This window comes from Aedoeadaptatus ivorii (assembly GCF_900638585.1).
GTDB classification, from domain to species: domain Bacteria; phylum Bacillota; class Clostridia; order Tissierellales; family Peptoniphilaceae; genus Aedoeadaptatus; species Aedoeadaptatus ivorii.
Genome location: NZ_LR134523.1, coordinates 584,339 through 602,189, shown reverse-complemented (window position 1 = coordinate 602,189; position 17,851 = coordinate 584,339). Strand labels below are relative to the sequence as shown.

The 17,851-nt window shown below is 54.0% G+C and carries 17 protein-coding genes and 1 other RNA gene; 7 read left to right on the top strand and 11 right to left on the bottom strand.

Annotated elements, in window-relative coordinates; translation table 11 throughout:
- Window positions 1-10 precede the first annotated feature (10 nt).
- The 7 genes from EL294_RS02985 to EL294_RS02955 all read left to right on the top strand — a co-directional run bounded on the left by EL294_RS02985 (window position 11) and on the right by EL294_RS02955 (window position 6,451).
- Entirely contained in the window at window positions 11-292 is a 282-nt protein-coding gene (locus EL294_RS02985; protein WP_126465106.1) for a hypothetical protein, read from the top strand.
- A 114-nt stretch (window positions 293-406) separates the two neighbouring features.
- Window positions 407-2,044 carry a zinc-ribbon domain-containing protein gene (locus EL294_RS08210; protein ID WP_126465104.1) on the top strand — a complete coding sequence of 546 codons (1,638 nt, stop codon included), beginning with the start codon at window positions 407-409 and terminating at the stop codon, window positions 2,042-2,044.
- 154 nt (window positions 2,045-2,198) lie between these two features.
- Window positions 2,199-3,554, top strand: a complete 1,356-nt coding sequence (locus EL294_RS02975) for an aspartate kinase (protein ID WP_197721111.1) — start codon at window positions 2,199-2,201, stop codon at window positions 3,552-3,554.
- Window positions 3,555-3,676: 122 nt separating this feature from the next.
- Window positions 3,677-3,970: a thiamine-binding protein gene (locus EL294_RS02970; protein WP_126465100.1), complete on the top strand. Its 294-nt coding sequence runs from the start codon at window positions 3,677-3,679 to the stop codon at window positions 3,968-3,970.
- Complete coding sequence (locus EL294_RS02965; protein WP_126465098.1) at window positions 3,945-4,709, top strand: ABC transporter permease; 765 nt, start codon at window positions 3,945-3,947, stop codon at window positions 4,707-4,709. Before EL294_RS02970 ends, EL294_RS02965 begins: the two co-directional genes overlap by 26 nt.
- 10 nt (window positions 4,710-4,719) lie before the next feature.
- Window positions 4,720-5,706, top strand: a complete 987-nt coding sequence (locus tag EL294_RS02960) for an ABC transporter substrate-binding protein (RefSeq protein ID WP_126465096.1) — start codon at window positions 4,720-4,722, stop codon at window positions 5,704-5,706.
- A complete protein-coding gene (locus EL294_RS02955; RefSeq protein ID WP_126465095.1) occupies window positions 5,687-6,451 on the top strand; it encodes an ABC transporter ATP-binding protein in 765 nt (254 codons plus the stop codon). Before EL294_RS02960 ends, EL294_RS02955 begins: the two co-directional genes overlap by 20 nt.
- A 67-nt stretch (window positions 6,452-6,518) precedes the next feature.
- Here EL294_RS02955 and EL294_RS02950 read toward each other — a convergent pair whose 3' ends face one another.
- The 11 genes from EL294_RS02950 to glyQ all read right to left on the bottom strand — a co-directional run bounded on the left by EL294_RS02950 (window position 6,519) and on the right by glyQ (window position 17,843).
- Window positions 6,519-7,676: a CapA family protein gene (locus tag EL294_RS02950; RefSeq protein WP_164715197.1), complete on the bottom strand. Its 1,158-nt coding sequence runs from the start codon at window positions 7,674-7,676 to the stop codon at window positions 6,519-6,521.
- Window positions 7,677-7,728: 52 nt separating this feature from the next.
- An RNA gene (rnpB, locus tag EL294_RS02945) (RNase P RNA component class A) lies at window positions 7,729-8,055 on the bottom strand.
- 10 nt (window positions 8,056-8,065) lie between these two features.
- The gene (locus EL294_RS02940) at window positions 8,066-8,833 is read right to left on the bottom strand and encodes a Nif3-like dinuclear metal center hexameric protein (RefSeq protein WP_164715196.1); all 768 of its coding nucleotides are present in this window, start codon (window positions 8,831-8,833) and stop codon (window positions 8,066-8,068) included.
- Window positions 8,808-9,476, bottom strand: a complete 669-nt coding sequence (locus tag EL294_RS02935) for a tRNA (adenine(22)-N(1))-methyltransferase (protein WP_126465088.1) — start codon at window positions 9,474-9,476, stop codon at window positions 8,808-8,810. The genes EL294_RS02940 and EL294_RS02935 overlap by 26 nt, the downstream gene beginning before the upstream one ends.
- The gene (gene rpoD, locus EL294_RS02930; protein ID WP_126465086.1) at window positions 9,473-10,594 is read right to left on the bottom strand and encodes an RNA polymerase sigma factor RpoD; all 1,122 of its coding nucleotides are present in this window, start codon (window positions 10,592-10,594) and stop codon (window positions 9,473-9,475) included. Before rpoD ends, EL294_RS02935 begins: the two co-directional genes overlap by 4 nt.
- A complete protein-coding gene (dnaG, locus tag EL294_RS02925) occupies window positions 10,595-12,361 on the bottom strand; it encodes a DNA primase (RefSeq protein WP_126465084.1) in 1,767 nt (588 codons plus the stop codon). It abuts the gene before it with no gap.
- A gap of 15 nt (window positions 12,362-12,376) precedes the next feature.
- Window positions 12,377-13,393, bottom strand: coding sequence for a deoxyguanosinetriphosphate triphosphohydrolase (locus EL294_RS02920; RefSeq protein ID WP_126465082.1), 1,017 nt, complete (start codon window positions 13,391-13,393; stop codon window positions 12,377-12,379).
- A 9-nt stretch (window positions 13,394-13,402) separates the two neighbouring features.
- Window positions 13,403-14,248 (bottom strand): pyruvate, water dikinase regulatory protein, encoded by an 846-nt coding sequence (locus EL294_RS02915; protein ID WP_232006501.1) that lies wholly within the window; start codon window positions 14,246-14,248, stop codon window positions 13,403-13,405.
- On the bottom strand, window positions 14,232-14,861 hold the full coding sequence (gene ccpN, locus EL294_RS02910; RefSeq protein WP_126465080.1) for a transcriptional regulator CcpN: 630 nt from the start codon (window positions 14,859-14,861) through the stop codon (window positions 14,232-14,234). The genes EL294_RS02915 and ccpN overlap by 17 nt, the downstream gene beginning before the upstream one ends.
- Before the next feature lie 8 nt (window positions 14,862-14,869).
- A complete protein-coding gene (gene glyS, locus EL294_RS02905) occupies window positions 14,870-16,963 on the bottom strand; it encodes a glycine--tRNA ligase subunit beta (protein ID WP_126465078.1) in 2,094 nt (697 codons plus the stop codon).
- Entirely contained in the window at window positions 16,956-17,843 is an 888-nt protein-coding gene (gene glyQ, locus EL294_RS02900; protein ID WP_126465076.1) for a glycine--tRNA ligase subunit alpha, read from the bottom strand. Before glyQ ends, glyS begins: the two co-directional genes overlap by 8 nt.
- Window positions 17,844-17,851 lie beyond the last annotated feature (8 nt).

The following is a 17,851-nucleotide window of genomic DNA, read 5'->3' as shown; positions in this document are numbered from 1 at the left end:
GTATTTGAAAATGAAAAATCTGAAGAAAATCGCAAGTGCATTGGCAGTAGGTACCCTTATGTTCGGTCTGGTTGCTTGCCAAGGCAACGCTGAAAAGGCAAACAACGCTGCTAACGAAGCAAACTCCGCTGCACAAAACGCTACCGAAGAAGCACAAAACGCTACCGCTGAAGCAAACGCTAAGGAAAACGAAGCTGCTGAAGCACAAAACGCTGCTGCTGAAGCAAACGCTACTGCAGACCAAGCTGACGAAGCTGCTGACAACGCACAAACGGAAGAAGCTGCTCAATAATCGATTTTCGATTCAAGTACGTAAAAGCTCCGGGTTTCCGGAGCTTTTTTTATTCTTCTAAATCTATGTGGCTATGTTATAATTTAAATATACTATAAGAAGGAGGGCGAAAAATTGTATTGTTTTCAGTGTGGCGAAGAGTTGGTGAAGGGTGCCAAATTCTGTCACGTCTGCGGCGCCAATCAGGAAGATGCCAGGAGACTCTTCGAAAAGAAATTCAAAAAATCCTCCCCTGAATCCCATCCTAATTCTACCCGACCCAATTCGCCCGGCGGAGATACTAAAGTCGCCTACTCCTCCGACCCGGAAGACGGCGAGTACTTAAAATCCTATCTGGATACCGTCGATACGAATGTGGGACAAAATCTCAAAAAGCACGAAACCCTCTCCGGCATTTCCACCGACAGTACGGCCGAAGAGCAAGCGCCTGTAAACGTAAAAGACGAGGCGCCGAAAGTCGAACCGGAGGAAGAGCCGTCGGTTGCAGAGAAAACGGAGCCCGAAGCGGATGTGCAACCGAAGCAAAAGAAAAAGAGCTTCTCGGAGATCTGGAACCGCTTTATCGACGAAGAGGACAATCCCTATTCGGTCTTCGGCGAAATGGCGGACCGCTTGGAAAAAGACGAAACGGCGATCTCCTCTACCGAGGCGGACAATTTGCGCATCTCTCGCGATGTGGAAGAAGATACCTTTAACCAAACCGGCGATGTGGGATCCTTAAACCACAAGGTCAACGAGATCCTCGAAGAGCAGGAACGGGAACGGGAAAAAGAGAAGATCACCGCCAAGGGCATTCTCTCCTCCTTCTTCAAGCAGTCACCGAAAGAAGGCGCGTCCCGAAAAGCAGATGTGGAATACGACGCGGAAGATACGCAGACATCCGATTCCTATGCGGTCCCCGATTCCGACGACGCCCCGGCCGAAGAAATTCGCGCCTACGACGACTACGAGGCGCCCGCCGGGAAGCGCGCGGATGCGGACGATCATTCCGATGCACCGACGCGAACCGACCGCGCAGAACGCCTTTTGGCCGATCTGAAAGCGCGCGGCCGCGCCTTCAAAGAGCGACTTCGCACCAAAAAAGAAGCGCGTTCCCGAAACGAAGGGACCGAATCCCTCGATGCCACTGAAATCTACGACGTGGCACCCGCCGCCGAAGCGGATGCGGGCGCCGGCCATGAGACCGAAATCGCCGCCTTACATGCCGCGGCCGAACGGTTACAGGCCGCCCGCGTAAAGGTCAAGGAAGCGGGACCCAACGGATTGTACGCACTGATCGGCATCGGGGCGGTTCTAAGCGCCGCGCCGATCCTCTTCGCATTCCGCGGGGTCTCGATCCTCGCGATTCTCTTTACCATCCTAAAGGTCGCCATCGGCATTTTCGCCTTTACCTACGCCAACGAAATCGCGAGGAACAACACCTGCCGTCCCGTCTTCAAAAAGACGCGGAGAATCGACAGCCTGTTGCACTGGATCCTGTATTTGATCCCCGCCACTTTGGTGTTTTTCCTCCTTCCCTCGTCTTTGGCCATGGGAAGAACGGTGCTCGGCGCCGTAACGCCGCATATTATTTTAAGCATCCTCCTGTATTTCTGGGTTATCTTCCTCGCCTTGGCTTCGGCACAGGAAGACCTCGTCGCCGGAGGACGCAGAGATTTTATCGCCTGGTACGGCATTTTGTTTATCAGCATCGATCTGATCTCCAAACTCTTTTGGATTCTTACGATTTTTATTACCTCGACATTTGCATAGTCCCTACAAATCGCAGACGACATCGGCAAAACCGGTGTCGTTTTTTCTATGGATCGCTTTTATTTCTGTGCAATCGCTTCCAAATCCGCTTTCACCTTGTGCCCGCGTGGGAAACTCACTACAATAGAGTATAACTATAAAGAAGGAGGATATTATGACGATTGTTTGTAAATTCGGAGGGTCTTCTTTGGCCAACAGTACGCAGTTTCAAAAGGTGGCAGATATCGTTCGGGAAGATCCCGACCGCCGCTATATCATACCCTCGGCGCCGGGTAAGGCGCAAAAAAGCGACCAAAAGGTCACCGACCTTCTGATCCTCCTCTACAATATGGCGATCCACAGACTCAGCGCCAATGAGGTGCTCCAGATGATCGAAGCCCGGTATCGGGAGATCATCGACGGAATCGGCATCCGCTTTCCCCTGGAGGCGGAGTTGGATCGCATACGGAACACCATCGCCGACGGGCGGGTCGAAAAGGCCTATGTGCTTTCCCGGGGCGAATACTTAAACGGCAAGATCCTCGCCGCCTATTTGGGGTTCGACTTCGTCGATGCAAAGGACGTCATCCGCTTTGACGACGACGGCTTCTGGGATGCAGATGCCACTTACCGGTCGCTTGCGGCCATGGCATCGGAACACGAAAATGCCGTCATCCCCGGCTTTTACGGTGCAAACGACAAAGGCGATATCTTTACCTTTAGCCGCGGCGGCAGCGACCTCACCGGCTCGATCGTCGCCCATGGCGTCGGCGCCGATCTGTACGAGAACTGGACCGATGTTTCCGGGCTTTTGGCGGCGGATCCTTCGATCGTAAACTCTCCCGCAAAAATTCACTCTATTTCCTATCAGGAACTGCGGGAGCTCTCTTACAGCGGTGCCAAGGTCATGCACGACGAAGCGATGTTTCCCGTCATCGAAAAAAACATCCCCGTGGTGATCAAAAACACCAATGCCAAAGACGAAGACGGCTCCTATATCCTGGGCTCGGTGCCTGAAGAAGCGGGCGGCGCCGACATCACGGGCATCGCCTGTCGCAAGGGCTTCGACGTGATCAATATCGAAAAATACCGCATGAACAGAGACCTCGCCTTTCACCGCAAGGTCCTCTCGGTGATCGAAGCGAACGATCTGTATTTGGAGCATATGCCCTCGTCCATCGACTCGGTTTCCTTGGTGATTTCTGGACGCTATCTGAAAAATAAGACCGAGCAGGTCCTCGCCGAGCTCCAGACCTTTACCAATGCGGATCGCATCAGCCTTGACCACAACATCGCCCTAATTACCGTGGTCGGCCGAAATATGAAAAACCGCATCGGCATGAGCGCATTGATCTTTAAGGCGCTGGCCGATGCCGAGGTAAATATCCGTGTCATCGTGCAGGGGGCGAGCGAAATGAATATTATCATCGGGGTCTTGGAGGCCGAGGCGGAAAAATCCGTACGCGCCATCTACGACGCCGCCTTTTCGGATGCACTTTCAAACGGCGAGGATTTGGAGTATACTGAATGAGACGGGGTGCAGCGCGCTGAGAGAGGAAACTCAACCCGATGAACTTGTGCAGATAATGCTGTGTAAGGAATGAGCCGATGCACGTTCGCATCGGCTTTTTTGTTCTGAAAGGAGAAATAGATATGAAAGCAAGCATGGCCATCCAAGTCCTTCCCGTGGTGGAAGGCGATCGCGAAGTCGTACGCATCGTCGATGCCGTCATCGATCTGATCGCCAAGAGCGGTCTCCACTATGTGGTCGGTCCCTTCGAGACCACCGTAGAAGGCGATTCCATGGACGAAATCATCGACCTGTTGCGCGCCTGCGAAAAGAAAGTGATGGAAGAAGGCGCCGAAGCCGTCTATTGCTATGTAAAACTGAGTCACGGCAAAGAGTCTATTCTGACCATCGATGAAAAAATCGGCAAATATCAATAAAATCTACCGGGGCAGTCTCTTTATCGTGCTGCTGCTCGTCCTATGGCAGGTATTGAGCACATCCGGCATATTGCCCGGCTATCTCTTGCCCGCGCCGATGCGGGTGGTAGAGGCATTTATTCACGACGCATCCCTTTTATTTTTCCACCTGCAAATTACCCTCCTAGAGGCGGTACTGGGTCTTTTACTGGGCATCGCATCGGGTTTTCTCTGTGCCTTTTTGATGAACAGCAATGCCCTGATCCGCGACGCCCTCTACCCCATTCTAGTGCTCACCCAAACCGTTCCCACCGTCGCCATTGCTCCGCTATTGGTGCTGTGGATGGGATACGGTATGGCGCCGAAGATCCTGTTGATCGTGCTGGTAACTTTCTTTCCCATGGCGGTTAATCTCTACGAAGGCTTTGCCGCGGCGGATCCCGACGAAATTCGACTTCTGCGCGCCATGGGGGCCCGCCCCGGACAGATCTTTTTCTACGTCAAATTGCCCAACGCCTTGGAGGGCTTCTTTTCCGCCCTGCAAATCGCGGCCTCCTATTCGGTGGTCGGCGCGGTCATCGCCGAATGGCTCGGCGGCTTTCGCGGGTTGGGTGTCTATATGACGCGGGTAAAAAACGCATATAGCTACGACAAAATGTTCGCCGTAATCTTTTTAATTTCATTTCTCAGTCTGCTCCTGATGGCGGGCGTGCATATCTTGCAGAAAAAAGCCATGCCCTGGGCAGAAAGCGACAATTAGGAGGAATTCCATGAAAAAACTCATACCCATCCTGTTGGCATTTGTGCTATTGGCGGGTTGCGCCGCCGGAAACGATGCCGGCAAGGCGGAGAATATACAAAAGGTAAAGCTCGTCCTCGACTGGACCCCGAACACCAATCACACGGGCATCTATGTGGCCCAAGAAAAAGGCTTCTTTGAAGAAGAAGGCATCGAACTCGAAATCCTGCAACCGCCGGAAGGCGGCGCCGAGAGCCTGGTGGCTTCCGGCGGCGGCGACTTCGGCATCTCCTTTCAAGATACCATCGCCGCTTCCTGGGCAAAGGACGATCCGCTGCCGGTAACGGCGGTGGCGGCGATCCTGCAGCACAATACCTCGGGTCTATTGAGCTTAAAGGAAAAGGGCATCGACTCTATGGGCAAGCTGAGCGGCCACAATTACGCCACTTGGAACAGCCCGGTGGAACTCGCCATGATCCAAACCATGGTCGAAGACGATGGTGGCGATTTCTCCAAAGTGGAACTGATCCCCTCCACCGTCACCGACATCGTCGCGGCACTCAACAGCAATGTCGATTCAGTCTGGGTGTATTATGGTTGGGACGGCATCGCCGCGGAAAATGCGGGGCTCGAAACCAATTATATCCCCTTTATCGAAAGCCACCCCGAATTCGATTATTATAGCCCGATCTTGATCGCCAATAACGACTATCTCGAGAAAAACGGCGACACCGCAAAGAAAGTCCTCGCCGCCATCGCCAAGGGCTACGACTACGCGGCAGAGAATCCCGAAGAGGCCGCAAAAATCCTCTTAAAAGCGTCGCCGGAACTGGACGAGGCGATGATCGTAAAGAGCCAGGCCTATCTCTCAAAGCAATACAAAGACGAAGGCAAGCCCTTCGGCGTTATCGACGCCAAGCGTTGGAACGATTTTTACGCGTGGCTCTACGAAAACAACCTGCTGGAAAAAGAGATTCCCGAAGATTTCGGTTTTACCAATGCATACCTCCCCGAGTGATATTCTCTTAGAGGGGATCGGCATCTCTAAGGCATATGGAGACAAAGTCATCCTCGATGCCGTAGATATTCGCATCCCGGCGAAAAAGGTCGTCTCGTTATTGGGACAGAGCGGAAGCGGAAAGACCACCCTGTTTAATATCCTCGCCGGCCTCGCCGCGCCCGATACGGGCGAAGTGCGCTTTCGCGGCAAAGACATTACCGCTACACCGGGGCATATCGCCTATATGCTGCAAAAGGATTTACTCTTGCGGCATCTCAAGATCATAGACAATGTCTCCCTACCCCTGCGCCTCGCGGGGAAGGATAAAAAGACGGCTAGGGAGACCGCATCCGCCTATTTTTCGGAATTCGGTCTGGAAGGCACCCAGACGCTCTACCCGTCGTCTTTAAGCGGCGGCATGGCGCAGCGCGCCGCGTTTCTGCGCACCTTTCTCTTTGCCAAAGACATCGTATTGCTCGACGAGCCGTTTTCCCGCTTAGATGCCATTACGCGTCTGAAGATGCAGGATTGGTATCTCGAGATTCGAAAAAAATACGCGCTGACGACGCTTCTGATCACCCACGATATCGACGAGGCGCTTCGCCTATCCGATGCCGTCTATGTACTCTCCCCCCGCACCCACGACATCGCGTATCGCTACGAGGTTCCCGCGGGAAACCGCGAAGAATTCCTCGCGAGCCGGGGATATATGGACGCAAAGAACCGAATTCAAGAAGCGCTCTTAAGCGATGAACAAGAATAGGCGCACAAAAAGGCAACCACTCTTTGTAGAATGGTTGCCTTTTTTTATGATATGCGGTTTTCTCGCGCTATATGCCGTCATTGGAAAGCAACAGATCCGGCGAAATTCGTACCGTATGATCCGCGACCGTCTCTTCCAATACGGGTCGGAGCGTCTCGATGCGCTCTACGGGAATCTCGCCCAAAAGGGCCGCCTCCGCGGGAATGACTTCGTAATGCAGGCCGCCGTCGACGTATTTGTCGACATATAGCGGCTTGGGCATAAATTCCGCAATCCGCGTCCCGCTTTCGTCCTTTATGATCTGTGCCGTGACCATCTGCCCGACGTCGGTGCGCCGGCCGCCCATATTGTTTCTGCGCTGATTGGATACGAAATTTCCCATGGAATAGGCGCAGAATGTGGTCATTTCTTTGCCGACGACATTGTCGATCCCCTGCGGAACGTGGGGGTGGCTCCCCAATACGAGGGCGACGCCCGCATCGGCGAGCATTTTCAGCTTTTCCTTTTGATCGGCATTGGCCTCTTTCCTATATTCCTCGCCCCAATGCACATAAGAGAGGATTAAGTCGACCCCTTCTTCGTTCAGACGCGCCACGTCCTCCTGCACCCGTTCCCGGGTGAGAAGACGGACGCTTTCGGGATTTTCGCTATTTGCCAATACGCCGTCGAAGCCGTTCAGCCCGTAGGTGTAGGAGAGAATGCCCAGGCGGATGCCGTTTACCTCTTTGACGAGCGGTTCGGCCCTTTCCTTCCCGGTGCCCACCACGTCGAGATCCTGTTCTTTCAAGACGTCGTAGGTATAGTCCACGCCATCCTTCAATTTGTCGTAGGCGTGGTTGTTCGCCGTAGAAATCACGTCGAATCCCGTCTCTTTGAAGTCCCGAGCGACTTCTTTCGGCGAAGAAAACACCGGATAGGTCGTGTAGCCCCGGCTGCCGTCGGTTAAGGTCGTCTCCAGATTGATCATCGCCATATCCGCCCCGTCGATATAGGGACGAAGGTAGCGAAAATTCTCCTTAAAATCGTAGCCTTCCGGCCCCTTGGCGGCATCGAGTTGCGGGCGGTGGAGCATAAAATCGCCGAAGGCGACGACGCGCACCGTCTTCGGAGGCGCCGGCGGCGGGGTTTTTTTAGCATTTGTCGCATTTGGCTTTCGAACCGCGGGCGCCGTACAGCCCGCCAAACACAGGATCGCGAGGATCCATACGATCAGTCGTCTTTTCATTTCGCCTCCTATTTTCATAGCTATGTAAAAAAAAGCGGAGAACCCTCCGCTTCGCTCGACTACGTCTATAAGCCGTGTTTTGTCTTGTTAACTATCTGTCTGGTCTTTCCGTCGCCGGAAAGCTCTAGCGACCTACCTTACTGGAGACGACGAGCAGCCGCCTTGGTTCCACTTCGGTCTTGCTCCGGATGGGGTTTACATAGCCGCATAGTCGCCTATGCGCTGGTAAGCTCTTACCTCACCTTTCCACCCTTACCATTAATGGCGGTATCTCTCTGTTGCACTTGCCTTGGGGTCGCCCCCACCGGACGTTATCCGGCATCCTCGCTCTATGGAGCACGGACTTTCCTCGCTTGCGCGCAGTTAACCGACGTACTCGAGTCTGTATTTTACCACATTTTTCCCGGTATTTCAAAAGCAAAAGGGCTGTTTACGACCAAATGCGCGCGAATCTCTCCCAACGATTCTACCCACTGGGCCATAGCGGCAAGCACCGCTTTTTCGCTGTGGAAGTGTCCGATATCGATAACCATTAAGCCTTGCTCGTAGGCATGCTGACCGTCGTGATGTTTTACATCGCCGGTGATGAGTAGATCGGAGCCTTTTGAGACGGCATCGTCTATGCAATCGGCGCCCGATCCGCCGACAAAGGCGATACGCTGAAACTGCGTCTTGCCGCGTCCATAAGCGCGCACCGAAGGGATTTCTTCGTTTTGAAATATCTGCAGAATATCCGCGAGTTCGATCTCGCGATCGCCGACGATGCCGATTCCCTCTTCCGTAAGGGTCGCTACGGCATTCAAGCCCAGCTTGTCGATCCACAGATCGTTTACGCCGCCTTTCGCCTTGTCCATGGCAGTGTGGCTCGCGTAGACCGAAATATTATTTTGAATCAGACGCGCAACCATACGCCCCTTTGTTTCCTCTATATCGATGTGCTTGAGGGACTGAAAAAACATCGGGTGATGGGTGAGGATCAACTGCGCGTCGGTCTCGACGGCGAGTTCCACCACATCCTCGGTCACATCCATGGCGACGACCACATCTGACACTTCCCGGTCCAAAAGGCGCAACTGAAAACCCGTATTGTCCCATTCTTCCTGTGACGCCTCCGGCGCCCAGCGGCGCAGATTAGCCGCGATTTCCGATACTTTCAAGATATTCCTCCCATCGGCCGATCTCTTCTTCCACTTCTTTCAGTCGTTCGGGCTTCGCGTTTCGTACCGCCTCAGCGATTTTCTCCAAGCGCGCGAGATTCTGCTCTGCCATCTCACAAAAGACCGGAGAGTGGCGAAACCGTCCCCAGTCCGCGCGGTCCTCTCCGCCGGCGCGCAGTTTCAGAATCGGATAATATTTCTTCCGCTCCTCGATCAGCTGCGCATCCAGTATCGTATAGCCGTAGGCGTTGATATGGCGAAACAACTCCTCGGCCCCCTGCATCGGCTGTACGAGGATATAGTCCAATTCCTTGATGACCTCCCAACCGCGCTCTAAAATCTCGGCGATCAACTGCCCCCCCATGCCGATGATAACCGCCGCCTGAATCTCTCCCGGCGCGATGGGCATAAATCCGTCGCCACGGGCGATGCGGAATTTCTCGGCGGGATAGACCGCTTCTAACAGACGCCGGGCTTTTTCCAAGCTCGGGGCGGAGATGTCGGTCGCAACGACTTTCTCAGCGATCCCATCCCGTAAAAGCGCAAAGGAGATATAGCCGTGGTCACAGCCGATATCTCCGATAGCACTAGCCCGCTCCGCCATGGCGAATACGGCAGAGAGGCGTTTTGAACTTTCGATCATTCCAAAAAGTCCTTCAGTTTCTTGCTGCGGCTGGGATGCCGCAATTTCCGTAGCGCCTTCGCCTCGATCTGGCGAATGCGCTCCCGGGTGACGTCGAATTCCTTGCCGACCTCCTCGAGGGTGCGGGCCCTTCCGTCTTCCAAGCCGAATCGCAGGGTGAGGACGGATTTTTCCCGTTCGGTGAGCGTGGTCAGTACCGTCGACAACTGTTCTTTCAGCAAGATAAAAGTCGCCGCCTCCTGCGGGGAGAGGATGTCGTCATCGGGGATAAAATCGCCCAGATGGGAATCTTCCTCCTCGCCGATGGGGGTTTCCAAACTCACCGGCTCTTGGGCGATCTTTTGGATCTCGCGCACCTTTTCTACGGTGATGCCCATTTCCTCGGCGATCTCTTCGGGTTGGGGATCCCGGCCCAACTCCTGTACCAGTTGCCGCTGTACCCGCACGAGTTTGTTGATGGTCTCGACCATATGCACGGGAATGCGGATGGTGCGCGCCTGGTCGGCGATGGCGCGGGTAATGGCCTGGCGGATCCACCAGGTGGCGTAGGTGGAGAACTTAAAGCCCTTGGTGTAGTCGAATTTGTCGACCGCCTTCATCAGGCCCAAATTGCCTTCCTGAATCAAATCCAAAAAGCTCATGCCCCGTCCCACATAGCGCTTGGCGATACTTACCACCAGACGTAGATTCGCCTCTGCCAGTTCGCGCTTGGCGAGTTCGTCTCCCGCCTCCATGCGCTTGGCGATGGCGACTTCTTCGTCGGGTTCCAAAAGGGGAATCTTGCCGATCTCCTTCAGATACATACGCACCGGGTCGTCTACATTGATATTTTTATTGCCGGCGTCCTTTTTGTCCTTCTTCGGGGCGGCGCCGTCTTTTTCGTCGTCTTCCTCGTCTTTTTCTTTGAGGATTTCCACATCGTTGTCTTCGAATTCCGAGTACAAATCGTCCATATCGTCGCTGGTTAACTCGACCTCGTCGAGGGCGTCGACCACTTCCTTCCAGGTCAGACTGCCCTTTTGCATGCCCTTTTTAAACAGTTTTTCGATGGCCGGATCCTTTTCCAGGATGCTTTCTTCGGCGCTGTCGAAATGTACGCTTTTCTTTTTATCGTTCATCTATGATGGCTCCCCCTTCTCTAGTTCGTGGAGACGGCGGTTGATTTCGGTGAGCTCCTGCAGCTTTTGCCGCAGATCGTCGCCGCTCTGTGTCCCCTCTTTTTCGATCGTTTGAATATCCGAAAGCAGTTTTTCGCTCCGATTTCTGAGCCCCTCTTCGTAGAGGCGCTCCGCCAGTTCCCTGACGATTTCTTCGCCGCGCTGCAGATCGAGGCTTTTGGCACTGCGCATAAAAAGCGCCTCATACGTCGGGTAGGCGTCTAAGAATCGTACGCGCCGCGTCCCGTTTTTTACGCCTTCTTGATACAGTTCACCCAAGAAGTCGAAGGCGTGCCTGTCCGCCTCGCCCACGACCCATTGCCAGGCGTCGTTTTTTGCGGCGATGTCGTAAAAGTCTTCCTGCTCCAAGGCGTAGAGAAGCAGCTGTGTCCATAGCGGTCGCTCGGAATCGGTCTGCTTTTCCCTTCGGGAGAGGTCTTCTCTCTTATGGGTAAATTTACCCATTTCACGTCGAAATGATTCGCTGCGCACGCCGTATCTCTCGGCGAACTTTTTTGCATAGACGTCTCGCTCTACGGGACTCGGGATTTTTTCGATCACCTTTGTTACTTCTCGCAAGAATTCCGAGAGCGATGCCGCATCGTGCAGATTGTATGATTCTTCTAATATTTCGACTTGGTATTCGGGCGCGGAAACGCCGCGGGCCAGCTGCGCCTCAAAGGCGATCTTGCCGTGCTCGCGGATATAGTCGTCCGGATCGGCGCCACGTTCCAACAAGACGATCCGCGGCCTTACGTCCTCTTTTAGGAGGATGTCGATGGCACGATTGGTCGCCTTTCTGCCCGCCTCGTCGGCGTCGTAACAGATATACACTTGCTTTCCGAATCGCTTGATCCGCCGCGCCTGCTCCGTCGTCAACGAAGTGCCCAGGCTCGCCACCGCATAGGAAATCCCGCTCGCATGGAGGGAGATTACGTCCATATAGCCCTCGACCAAGAGGATCTTTTCCCGATCCGAAGTTTTGGCGACGCGGTTGAGTCCGTAGAGCTCCCGACTCTTTTTATAGACCGGCGTATCCGAGGAATTCAGGTATTTCGGCTTGCTGTCGTCCAGCACCCTGCCCCCAAATCCCACCACGCGGGATTTCGTGTCGACGATGGGAAAAATAATGCGGTTGCGAAAGCGGTCGAAATAATTATTGCGCTCCCGATTGCGCGACAAGAGATTCGCTTCATAGAGCAGCGCTTCGGAAAAGCCCGCCCGCTTCATATGCCCCAACAGCTGATCGCCGCCTGCGGGTGCAAATCCCAACCCGAAGGCGAGGATGGTATCCCGCCCGATGCCGCGGCCGTTGAGGTAGGCTAAGGCGTATTTGTTGCGGCTTAGAATTTTCATATAATAGACCGCCGCCTCGCGATTGGCGGCGAATATGCGGCGATTTTTCTCTTCGACCGCCGGGTTTTTTGTGGCGGGACGCAGCTCGATATGCAGCGATTCCGCCAGCTTTTCCACGGCGTCGATAAAACCCAATCCCTCTTTTTCCATTAAAAAATTAATAATATCGCCGCCGGCACCGCAGCCGAAACAATGGTAGTAGCCCTTTTCCGGCTGCACCGAAAAAGAAGGGGTCTTCTCCGAATGAAATGGACAAAGACCCATATAATTTCTGCCTTTTTTTTCCAGTTTCGTATAGCGTCCGATCCACTCGACGATATCGCTCTCTTCTTTTACGCGGGCGATAATATCGTCGTCGATAATGGATGCCATAGACCCACCTTCTTTCTACAGACTGTGCCAATCTTTGGGCTCGAACAGATCTCGCCACACGGCGATGGCAAATCGATCCGTCATGCCGGCGATATAGTCCGTGATCATATCGTCCTCGGCGACTTCACGGCGCGCCGCAAAGGCCAAGACCTCCTTCGGCAGCTTTTCCGGTCGCTTTTTATAGTAGCCGTAGAGATCTCGGATCAGCATTTCCACCTTTTCTTCTTCGCTCTTTACGATTTTACTGTAATAAATATGTTCAAACATAAAATCCCGCAGGCGGTTCATGGCGCCGCCGACGGTCTCGTCCATGCGGATATCCCGGTAGTCGGCGCTGTTTTCGACGACGCTTTGTACCATGGTAGAGATGCGGGCGGAATGGGAACGGCCGAGGGTCTCGAGGAGCGCACTCGGAATGTCTTCCATATGCAGTACACCGGCGCGGATGGAATCGTCGATATCGTGATTGATATAGGCGATGCGATCGGCAAATTTAATGATCTTTCCCTCGAGGGTATGGGCGCGGTTTTCGCCGGAGTGATTGGCGATGCCGTCGCGCACTTCCCAGGTCAGGTTCAGGCCGTCGCGTCCCGGCTTGGATTCCAAAAAATCCACCACGCGCAGGCTGTGCAGATAGTGCTTAAAGCCGCCGGGATGCAGCTTGTCGAGCACCGCTTCTCCGGTATGGCCGAAGGGCGTATGCCCCAGGTCGTGGCCCAATGCGGTCGCCTCGACCAAATCCTCGTTTAGGCGGAGCGCACGGGCGATGGTCCTCGCGATCTGCGCCACCTCCAGGGTATGGGTGAGGCGTGTTCGATAGTGATCGCCCTGCGGCGCGATAAATACGTGCGTCTTGTGTTTCAGGCGCCGAAATGCCTTCGAATGCAGAATCCGGTCCCGATCCCGCTGAAAACAGGTGCGCATCGCACATTCCGGCTCGTCTATTCTGCGACCTTTCGATTCCGCCGCCAAAGTCGCCTGCGAAGCGAGGATTTCTCGCTCCGTTTGTTCCCATCGCTCTCTCAACAGCATATTGCCCTCCTAAAAACGGCTGACCATATAGTCGTTGATAATCTCCGCCGTCTCTTCGATCGCCTTGTTGGACACGTCGATGATGGTGCAGCCGATCTCTTTCATAACGCGAACGGAATAATCCACTTCCTCTTCGATTCTGTCCACATTGGCGTACTTGGCGGAAGAATTCAGTCCCAACGCCCGCAGCCGTTCCTCGCGGATGGTATAGAGTTTTTGCGAATTCGCCACCAGACCGAAGAGTCTGCGATTGTCCTTTTCGTAGACTTCCTTGGGCACCGGCACCTCGGGTACCAGCGGCACATTTGCCACTTTATACAACTTGTTGGCGAGATACATCGAAAGGGGCGTCTTCGAGGTGCGGCTTACGCCCACCAGACAGATGTCCGCTTTTACGATGCCCCGCGGATCCTTGCCGTCGTCGTACTGAACGGCGAACTCGATGGCCTCGACCTTCTTAAAATAATTTTCGTCGAGTCGCCGAATCAAACCGGGCTCGCGAATGGGCGCATAGCCCAAGATGTCCTCGATCCGATCCATAGGCGGTCCCATCACATCCACCGTGTTCAAGTGGAGCTCTTTTTCTTTACATTTGATATAGGCGCGCGTCTTTTCATCGACATTGGTATAGACGATCAGGGTATTTTCGTGTTCGGCCGCCTCCTCCAACAGCGGTCCGATCTGCTCGACGCTGTTGTGATACGGATAGCGCTTAATCAGGAAATCCTTGGTGTCGAATTGTCGTACGGAGGCCTTGGCAATCAGCTCGCCCGTCTCCCCGATGCTGTCGCTGATCACATAGATAAATAAGGGCTGATCGTCTCGCGCCCCTTCCATATTATAGTTCGATTTCATCGTCTCCCCCTAAGTCTACGACCAGTCGATTGATGTTGGTCTTTGTTATCCTGCCCACGACGCGGATCTTCTCCTCTCCCTGAATCACCGGGAGCGCATCCACCTCGCCGCGCTCGATCTTTATACTCGCGGCATAGATGGATTCGTCGGGGCCGATGGTGACGAGATTCGGCATCCGCGTCATAATCATCGAAAGCGGCGTCTTTTCCAAATCGGTTTTTCCGACGGCGGAGCGCAGCAAATCTTTTCTCGATACGCAGCCGACGAGGTTTCCGTCGTTTGTGACGAAGATCGTGCCGATGTTTTCGAGAAAGACCGTGACGATGCCGTCGTATACGCTGGACTGTTCGTCCAATACCACCGGCACGCTCATTACATCTTCTACTTTTATGGATTCCAAGAGCTCTCGGATGTGCATCCGATACGGATCTCCCTTATAAAAATAGCCGACTTTCGGCCGGGCGTCCAGATACCCCAGCATGGTCAATACGCTGAGATCGTTACGAATGGTTCCCCGAGACAGATCCAGAATACTCGCGATATCGTCTCCGATCACGGGGCCTTGCTCACGGACGATTTCTATAATCTTTTCCTGTCGTTCCGTAAGTTTCATTTCTGCACCTATCCTTCGACGATTTGTTTGCCGTCAAATTCCCTCTGTACCAAACGGTCGATGCGCTGAATCAGCCGCAACCGGTTTGCCCGCAGGTTCTCGTCTTCGGCGAGGACCATGACTTCGTCGAAATAGGCGTGAATGTCGTCGGTCAGCATATTTAAGAGTTGCAAATATTCCGCATCTTTGCGCTTGCCGTAGGCCTCTTCAAGCTGTTCTTCCAATGCATTGACCTTCGCATACAGCGGCTTTTCCGCTTCGGTGAGGAGGTCGGTATCGATCGCGCCCGGTATGGGATCCGCCTTGGCGGCGATGTTTTCCACGCGCGTTACGGCTTCCAGGAAGGACTTGCGGTCGTGGCCGTCGAAAAACTTCTGCAGTGCCTCCGCTTTTTCGAAGATATGCAGGGCGTCTTCTCCGTCGACGTCGTTTAACGCCTGGGCGATATCGTATCGGATCCCCGCATCGGAAAGCATGGCATCGATCCGGCCGCGGAAGAACGAGAGGATTTGATTGCGTACATCCGCCTTGTCGAATACGAGGCCACAGGAATCGACCAGTGCATACAGGGCGGCGTCCACACATTCGCTGAGGGTGAGTTCCCATCGTTTTTCTTTGATCATCCGCAAAATGCCGATGGCTTTTCGCCGCAGGCCGAAGGGGTCCTGGCTGCCGGTGGGAATCAGGCCGATGGCAAACAGACCGCAAATCGTATCCAGCTTGTCCGCCAAAGAGACGATGGTCCCGGTGGTGGAGGCGGGCAGTTCCGCGCCGCTTCCCGTCGGCATATATTGTTCCCGAATGGCCTGAGCGACGATCTCTTCTTCCCCGTCGAGATCGGCATAGATGCTTCCGATAATGCCTTCGAGCTCGGTAAATTCCTGTACCATATTGGTCATCAGATCTGCCTTGGACAGATAGCAGGCACGCTTGGCGGATTCGATGGTCTTTTCGCCGACGGCGAGGATTTCTCCGATGCGTACGGCAAGGGCGCGGTTGCGCTTCGATTTATCGGCCATGGTGCCGAGTTTTTCCTGAAAGACGATGCCGTCCAGCTGTTCCACATAGGATTCGAGGGGACGGTTGCGGTCGTTTTCAAAAAAGAACCGCGCGTCTTCCAGACGGGCTTCCAAGACCTTTTCGTTGCCCTTGGCGACGATATCGCCGTGGGTGGCATTTCCGTTTCGGATGGTAATAAAATACGGCATCAAGTCGTCGTCCGGGGAATACACCGGCGTATAGCGCAAATGTTCGCGCATTGGCGTCGTCACAACCACATCGGGCAGGGCGAGATATCTTTCTTGAATATTGCCCAAGATCGCGGTGGGGTACTCGACGATAAAGGTCAGCTCTTCGAGCAGATCTTCATCGGGGCGGATTTCGCCGCCGTTGGACTTCGCCATTTGACGAATCTGATAGCGAATGTCGGTCTTTCGCTTTTCGTGATCTACGATTACATAATTTTCCTCCAGCGCCTCTTCATACGCCTCTGCGTGGGCGAGGGGAATGTCGGATTTGCCCAAAAAGCGGTGACCGCGGGTTCGATTGGAGACGGGGATTTTCTCGAGGTCAAAGTCTACGACGCGCGCATTCAGCATAGAGACCAACCAGCGGATGGGCCGCGCAAAACGCAGATTCTTTCCGCCCCAACGCATGGTCTTGGGGAAGGCGATATGGCGAATGGCATCGGGAATGATGCGGCGTAAGATTTCCTCTGCGCCTTCTCCTTTTTTGTGGATGTGGGCGTAAATATAGCGATTGCCCTTTACTTCGCGCACCTCCAGATCGTCTTCGGTGACGCCTTGGCTCTTCATAAACCCTTCCAAGGGCTTATTGACGGTGCCGTCCTCCCGATAGGCGATTTTTTCGGCCGGCCCCTTTACCCAATCCTCGACGTCTTTCTGTGCCTCCGCAAGACCGCGGATCATCAGGCTCAGGCGGCGCGGCGTCGCGTAGGCGTCGATATGGTCGAAGTCGAGTTGTTCCTTTTCGAGAGCGACCTCCACCAGATTCTGAAAATCTTCCAGCGCGTCCCGTACATAGGAAGAAGGCAGCTCTTCGACGCCGATCTCGATTAGATATGTGTTTTCTTGATTACTCATGATGATCCCCCGCTTCTGTTAGGAGAGGATATCCTAACGCTTCTCTCTGTGCGATATACTTTTGTGCCGCCAATCGTGCCAAATTGCGAACCCGCGCGATATACGCGGCCCGTTGCGATACGGAAATCGCGCCGCGGGCGTCCAGTACATTGAATGTATGGGAGCATTTTAGTACATAGTCGTAACCCGGCAGAATCAGATCCTCTTCGAGGACGCGGCTCGCTTCTTTTTCATAGATGTCGAAGAGATGGCGGAGCATATCCATATCGGCGATTTCGAAACTGTATTTGGAATGCTCGTATTCGCCGCGCTTAAAGATATCTCCGTATTTTATATGTTCATTCCACTGAATGTCGTAAACCGTTTCGACCTTTTGCAGATACATGGCGATCCGCTCCAGGCCGAAGGTCAACTCCGCGCTTTCCGGATCGCAGTTGATGCCGCCGACCTGTTGAAAATAAGTAAATTGTGTGATCTCCATACCGTCGAGCCAAACTTCCCAACCCAGGCCCCACGCGCCCAAAGTCGGCGATTCCCAGTTGTCCTCTACAAAGCGGATGTCGTGTTCCAAGGGATCGATGCCCAAGACCTTTAAGCTGTCCAGATACAGCTCCTGCACATTTTCCGGAGACGGCTTTAAGATCACCTGTAATTGATGGTGCTGATACAACCGGTTCGGGTTGTCCCCATAGCGGCCGTCCGCCGGGCGGCGAGACGGTTCCACATAGACAGTCTTCCAAGGTTCCGGCCCCAAGGTACGCAAAAAGGTATGGGGGCTCATGGTACCCGCGCCCTTTTCGGTGTCATAGGGTTCGAGAACCGTACAGCCTTGTTCGTTCCAATATTCCTGTAATTTCTGCACCATTGCTTGAAAATGCATATTTTCCT

What these genes read in the sequence shown, in the direction of transcription:
- EL294_RS02920 (WP_126465082.1), bottom strand. Translation starts at nt 13,393, where the DNA reads ATGCTGTTGAGAGAGCGATGGGAACAAACGGAGCGAGAAATCCTCGCT.
- dnaG (WP_126465084.1), bottom strand. Translation starts at nt 12,361, where the DNA reads ATGGCATCCATTATCGACGACGATATTATCGCCCGCGTAAAAGAAGAG.
- EL294_RS02965 (WP_126465098.1), top strand. Translation starts at nt 3,945, where the DNA reads ATGAAAAAATCGGCAAATATCAATAAAATCTACCGGGGCAGTCTCTTT.
- EL294_RS02955 (WP_126465095.1), top strand. Translation starts at nt 5,687, where the DNA reads ATGCATACCTCCCCGAGTGATATTCTCTTAGAGGGGATCGGCATCTCT.
- rpoD (WP_126465086.1), bottom strand. Translation starts at nt 10,594, where the DNA reads ATGAACGATAAAAAGAAAAGCGTACATTTCGACAGCGCCGAAGAAAGC.
- ccpN (WP_126465080.1), bottom strand. Translation starts at nt 14,861, where the DNA reads ATGAAACTTACGGAACGACAGGAAAAGATTATAGAAATCGTCCGTGAG.
- EL294_RS02975 (WP_197721111.1), top strand. Translation starts at nt 2,199, where the DNA reads ATGACGATTGTTTGTAAATTCGGAGGGTCTTCTTTGGCCAACAGTACG.
- EL294_RS02950 (WP_164715197.1), bottom strand. Translation starts at nt 7,676, where the DNA reads ATGAAAAGACGACTGATCGTATGGATCCTCGCGATCCTGTGTTTGGCG.
- EL294_RS02935 (WP_126465088.1), bottom strand. Translation starts at nt 9,476, where the DNA reads ATGATCGAAAGTTCAAAACGCCTCTCTGCCGTATTCGCCATGGCGGAG.
- EL294_RS02960 (WP_126465096.1), top strand. Translation starts at nt 4,720, where the DNA reads ATGAAAAAACTCATACCCATCCTGTTGGCATTTGTGCTATTGGCGGGT.
- EL294_RS02985 (WP_126465106.1), top strand. Translation starts at nt 11, where the DNA reads ATGAAAAATCTGAAGAAAATCGCAAGTGCATTGGCAGTAGGTACCCTT.
- glyS (WP_126465078.1), bottom strand. Translation starts at nt 16,963, where the DNA reads ATGAGTAATCAAGAAAACACATATCTAATCGAGATCGGCGTCGAAGAG.
- EL294_RS02970 (WP_126465100.1), top strand. Translation starts at nt 3,677, where the DNA reads ATGAAAGCAAGCATGGCCATCCAAGTCCTTCCCGTGGTGGAAGGCGAT.
- glyQ (WP_126465076.1), bottom strand. Translation starts at nt 17,843, where the DNA reads ATGCATTTTCAAGCAATGGTGCAGAAATTACAGGAATATTGGAACGAA.
- EL294_RS02915 (WP_232006501.1), bottom strand. Translation starts at nt 14,248, where the DNA reads ATGAAATCGAACTATAATATGGAAGGGGCGCGAGACGATCAGCCCTTA.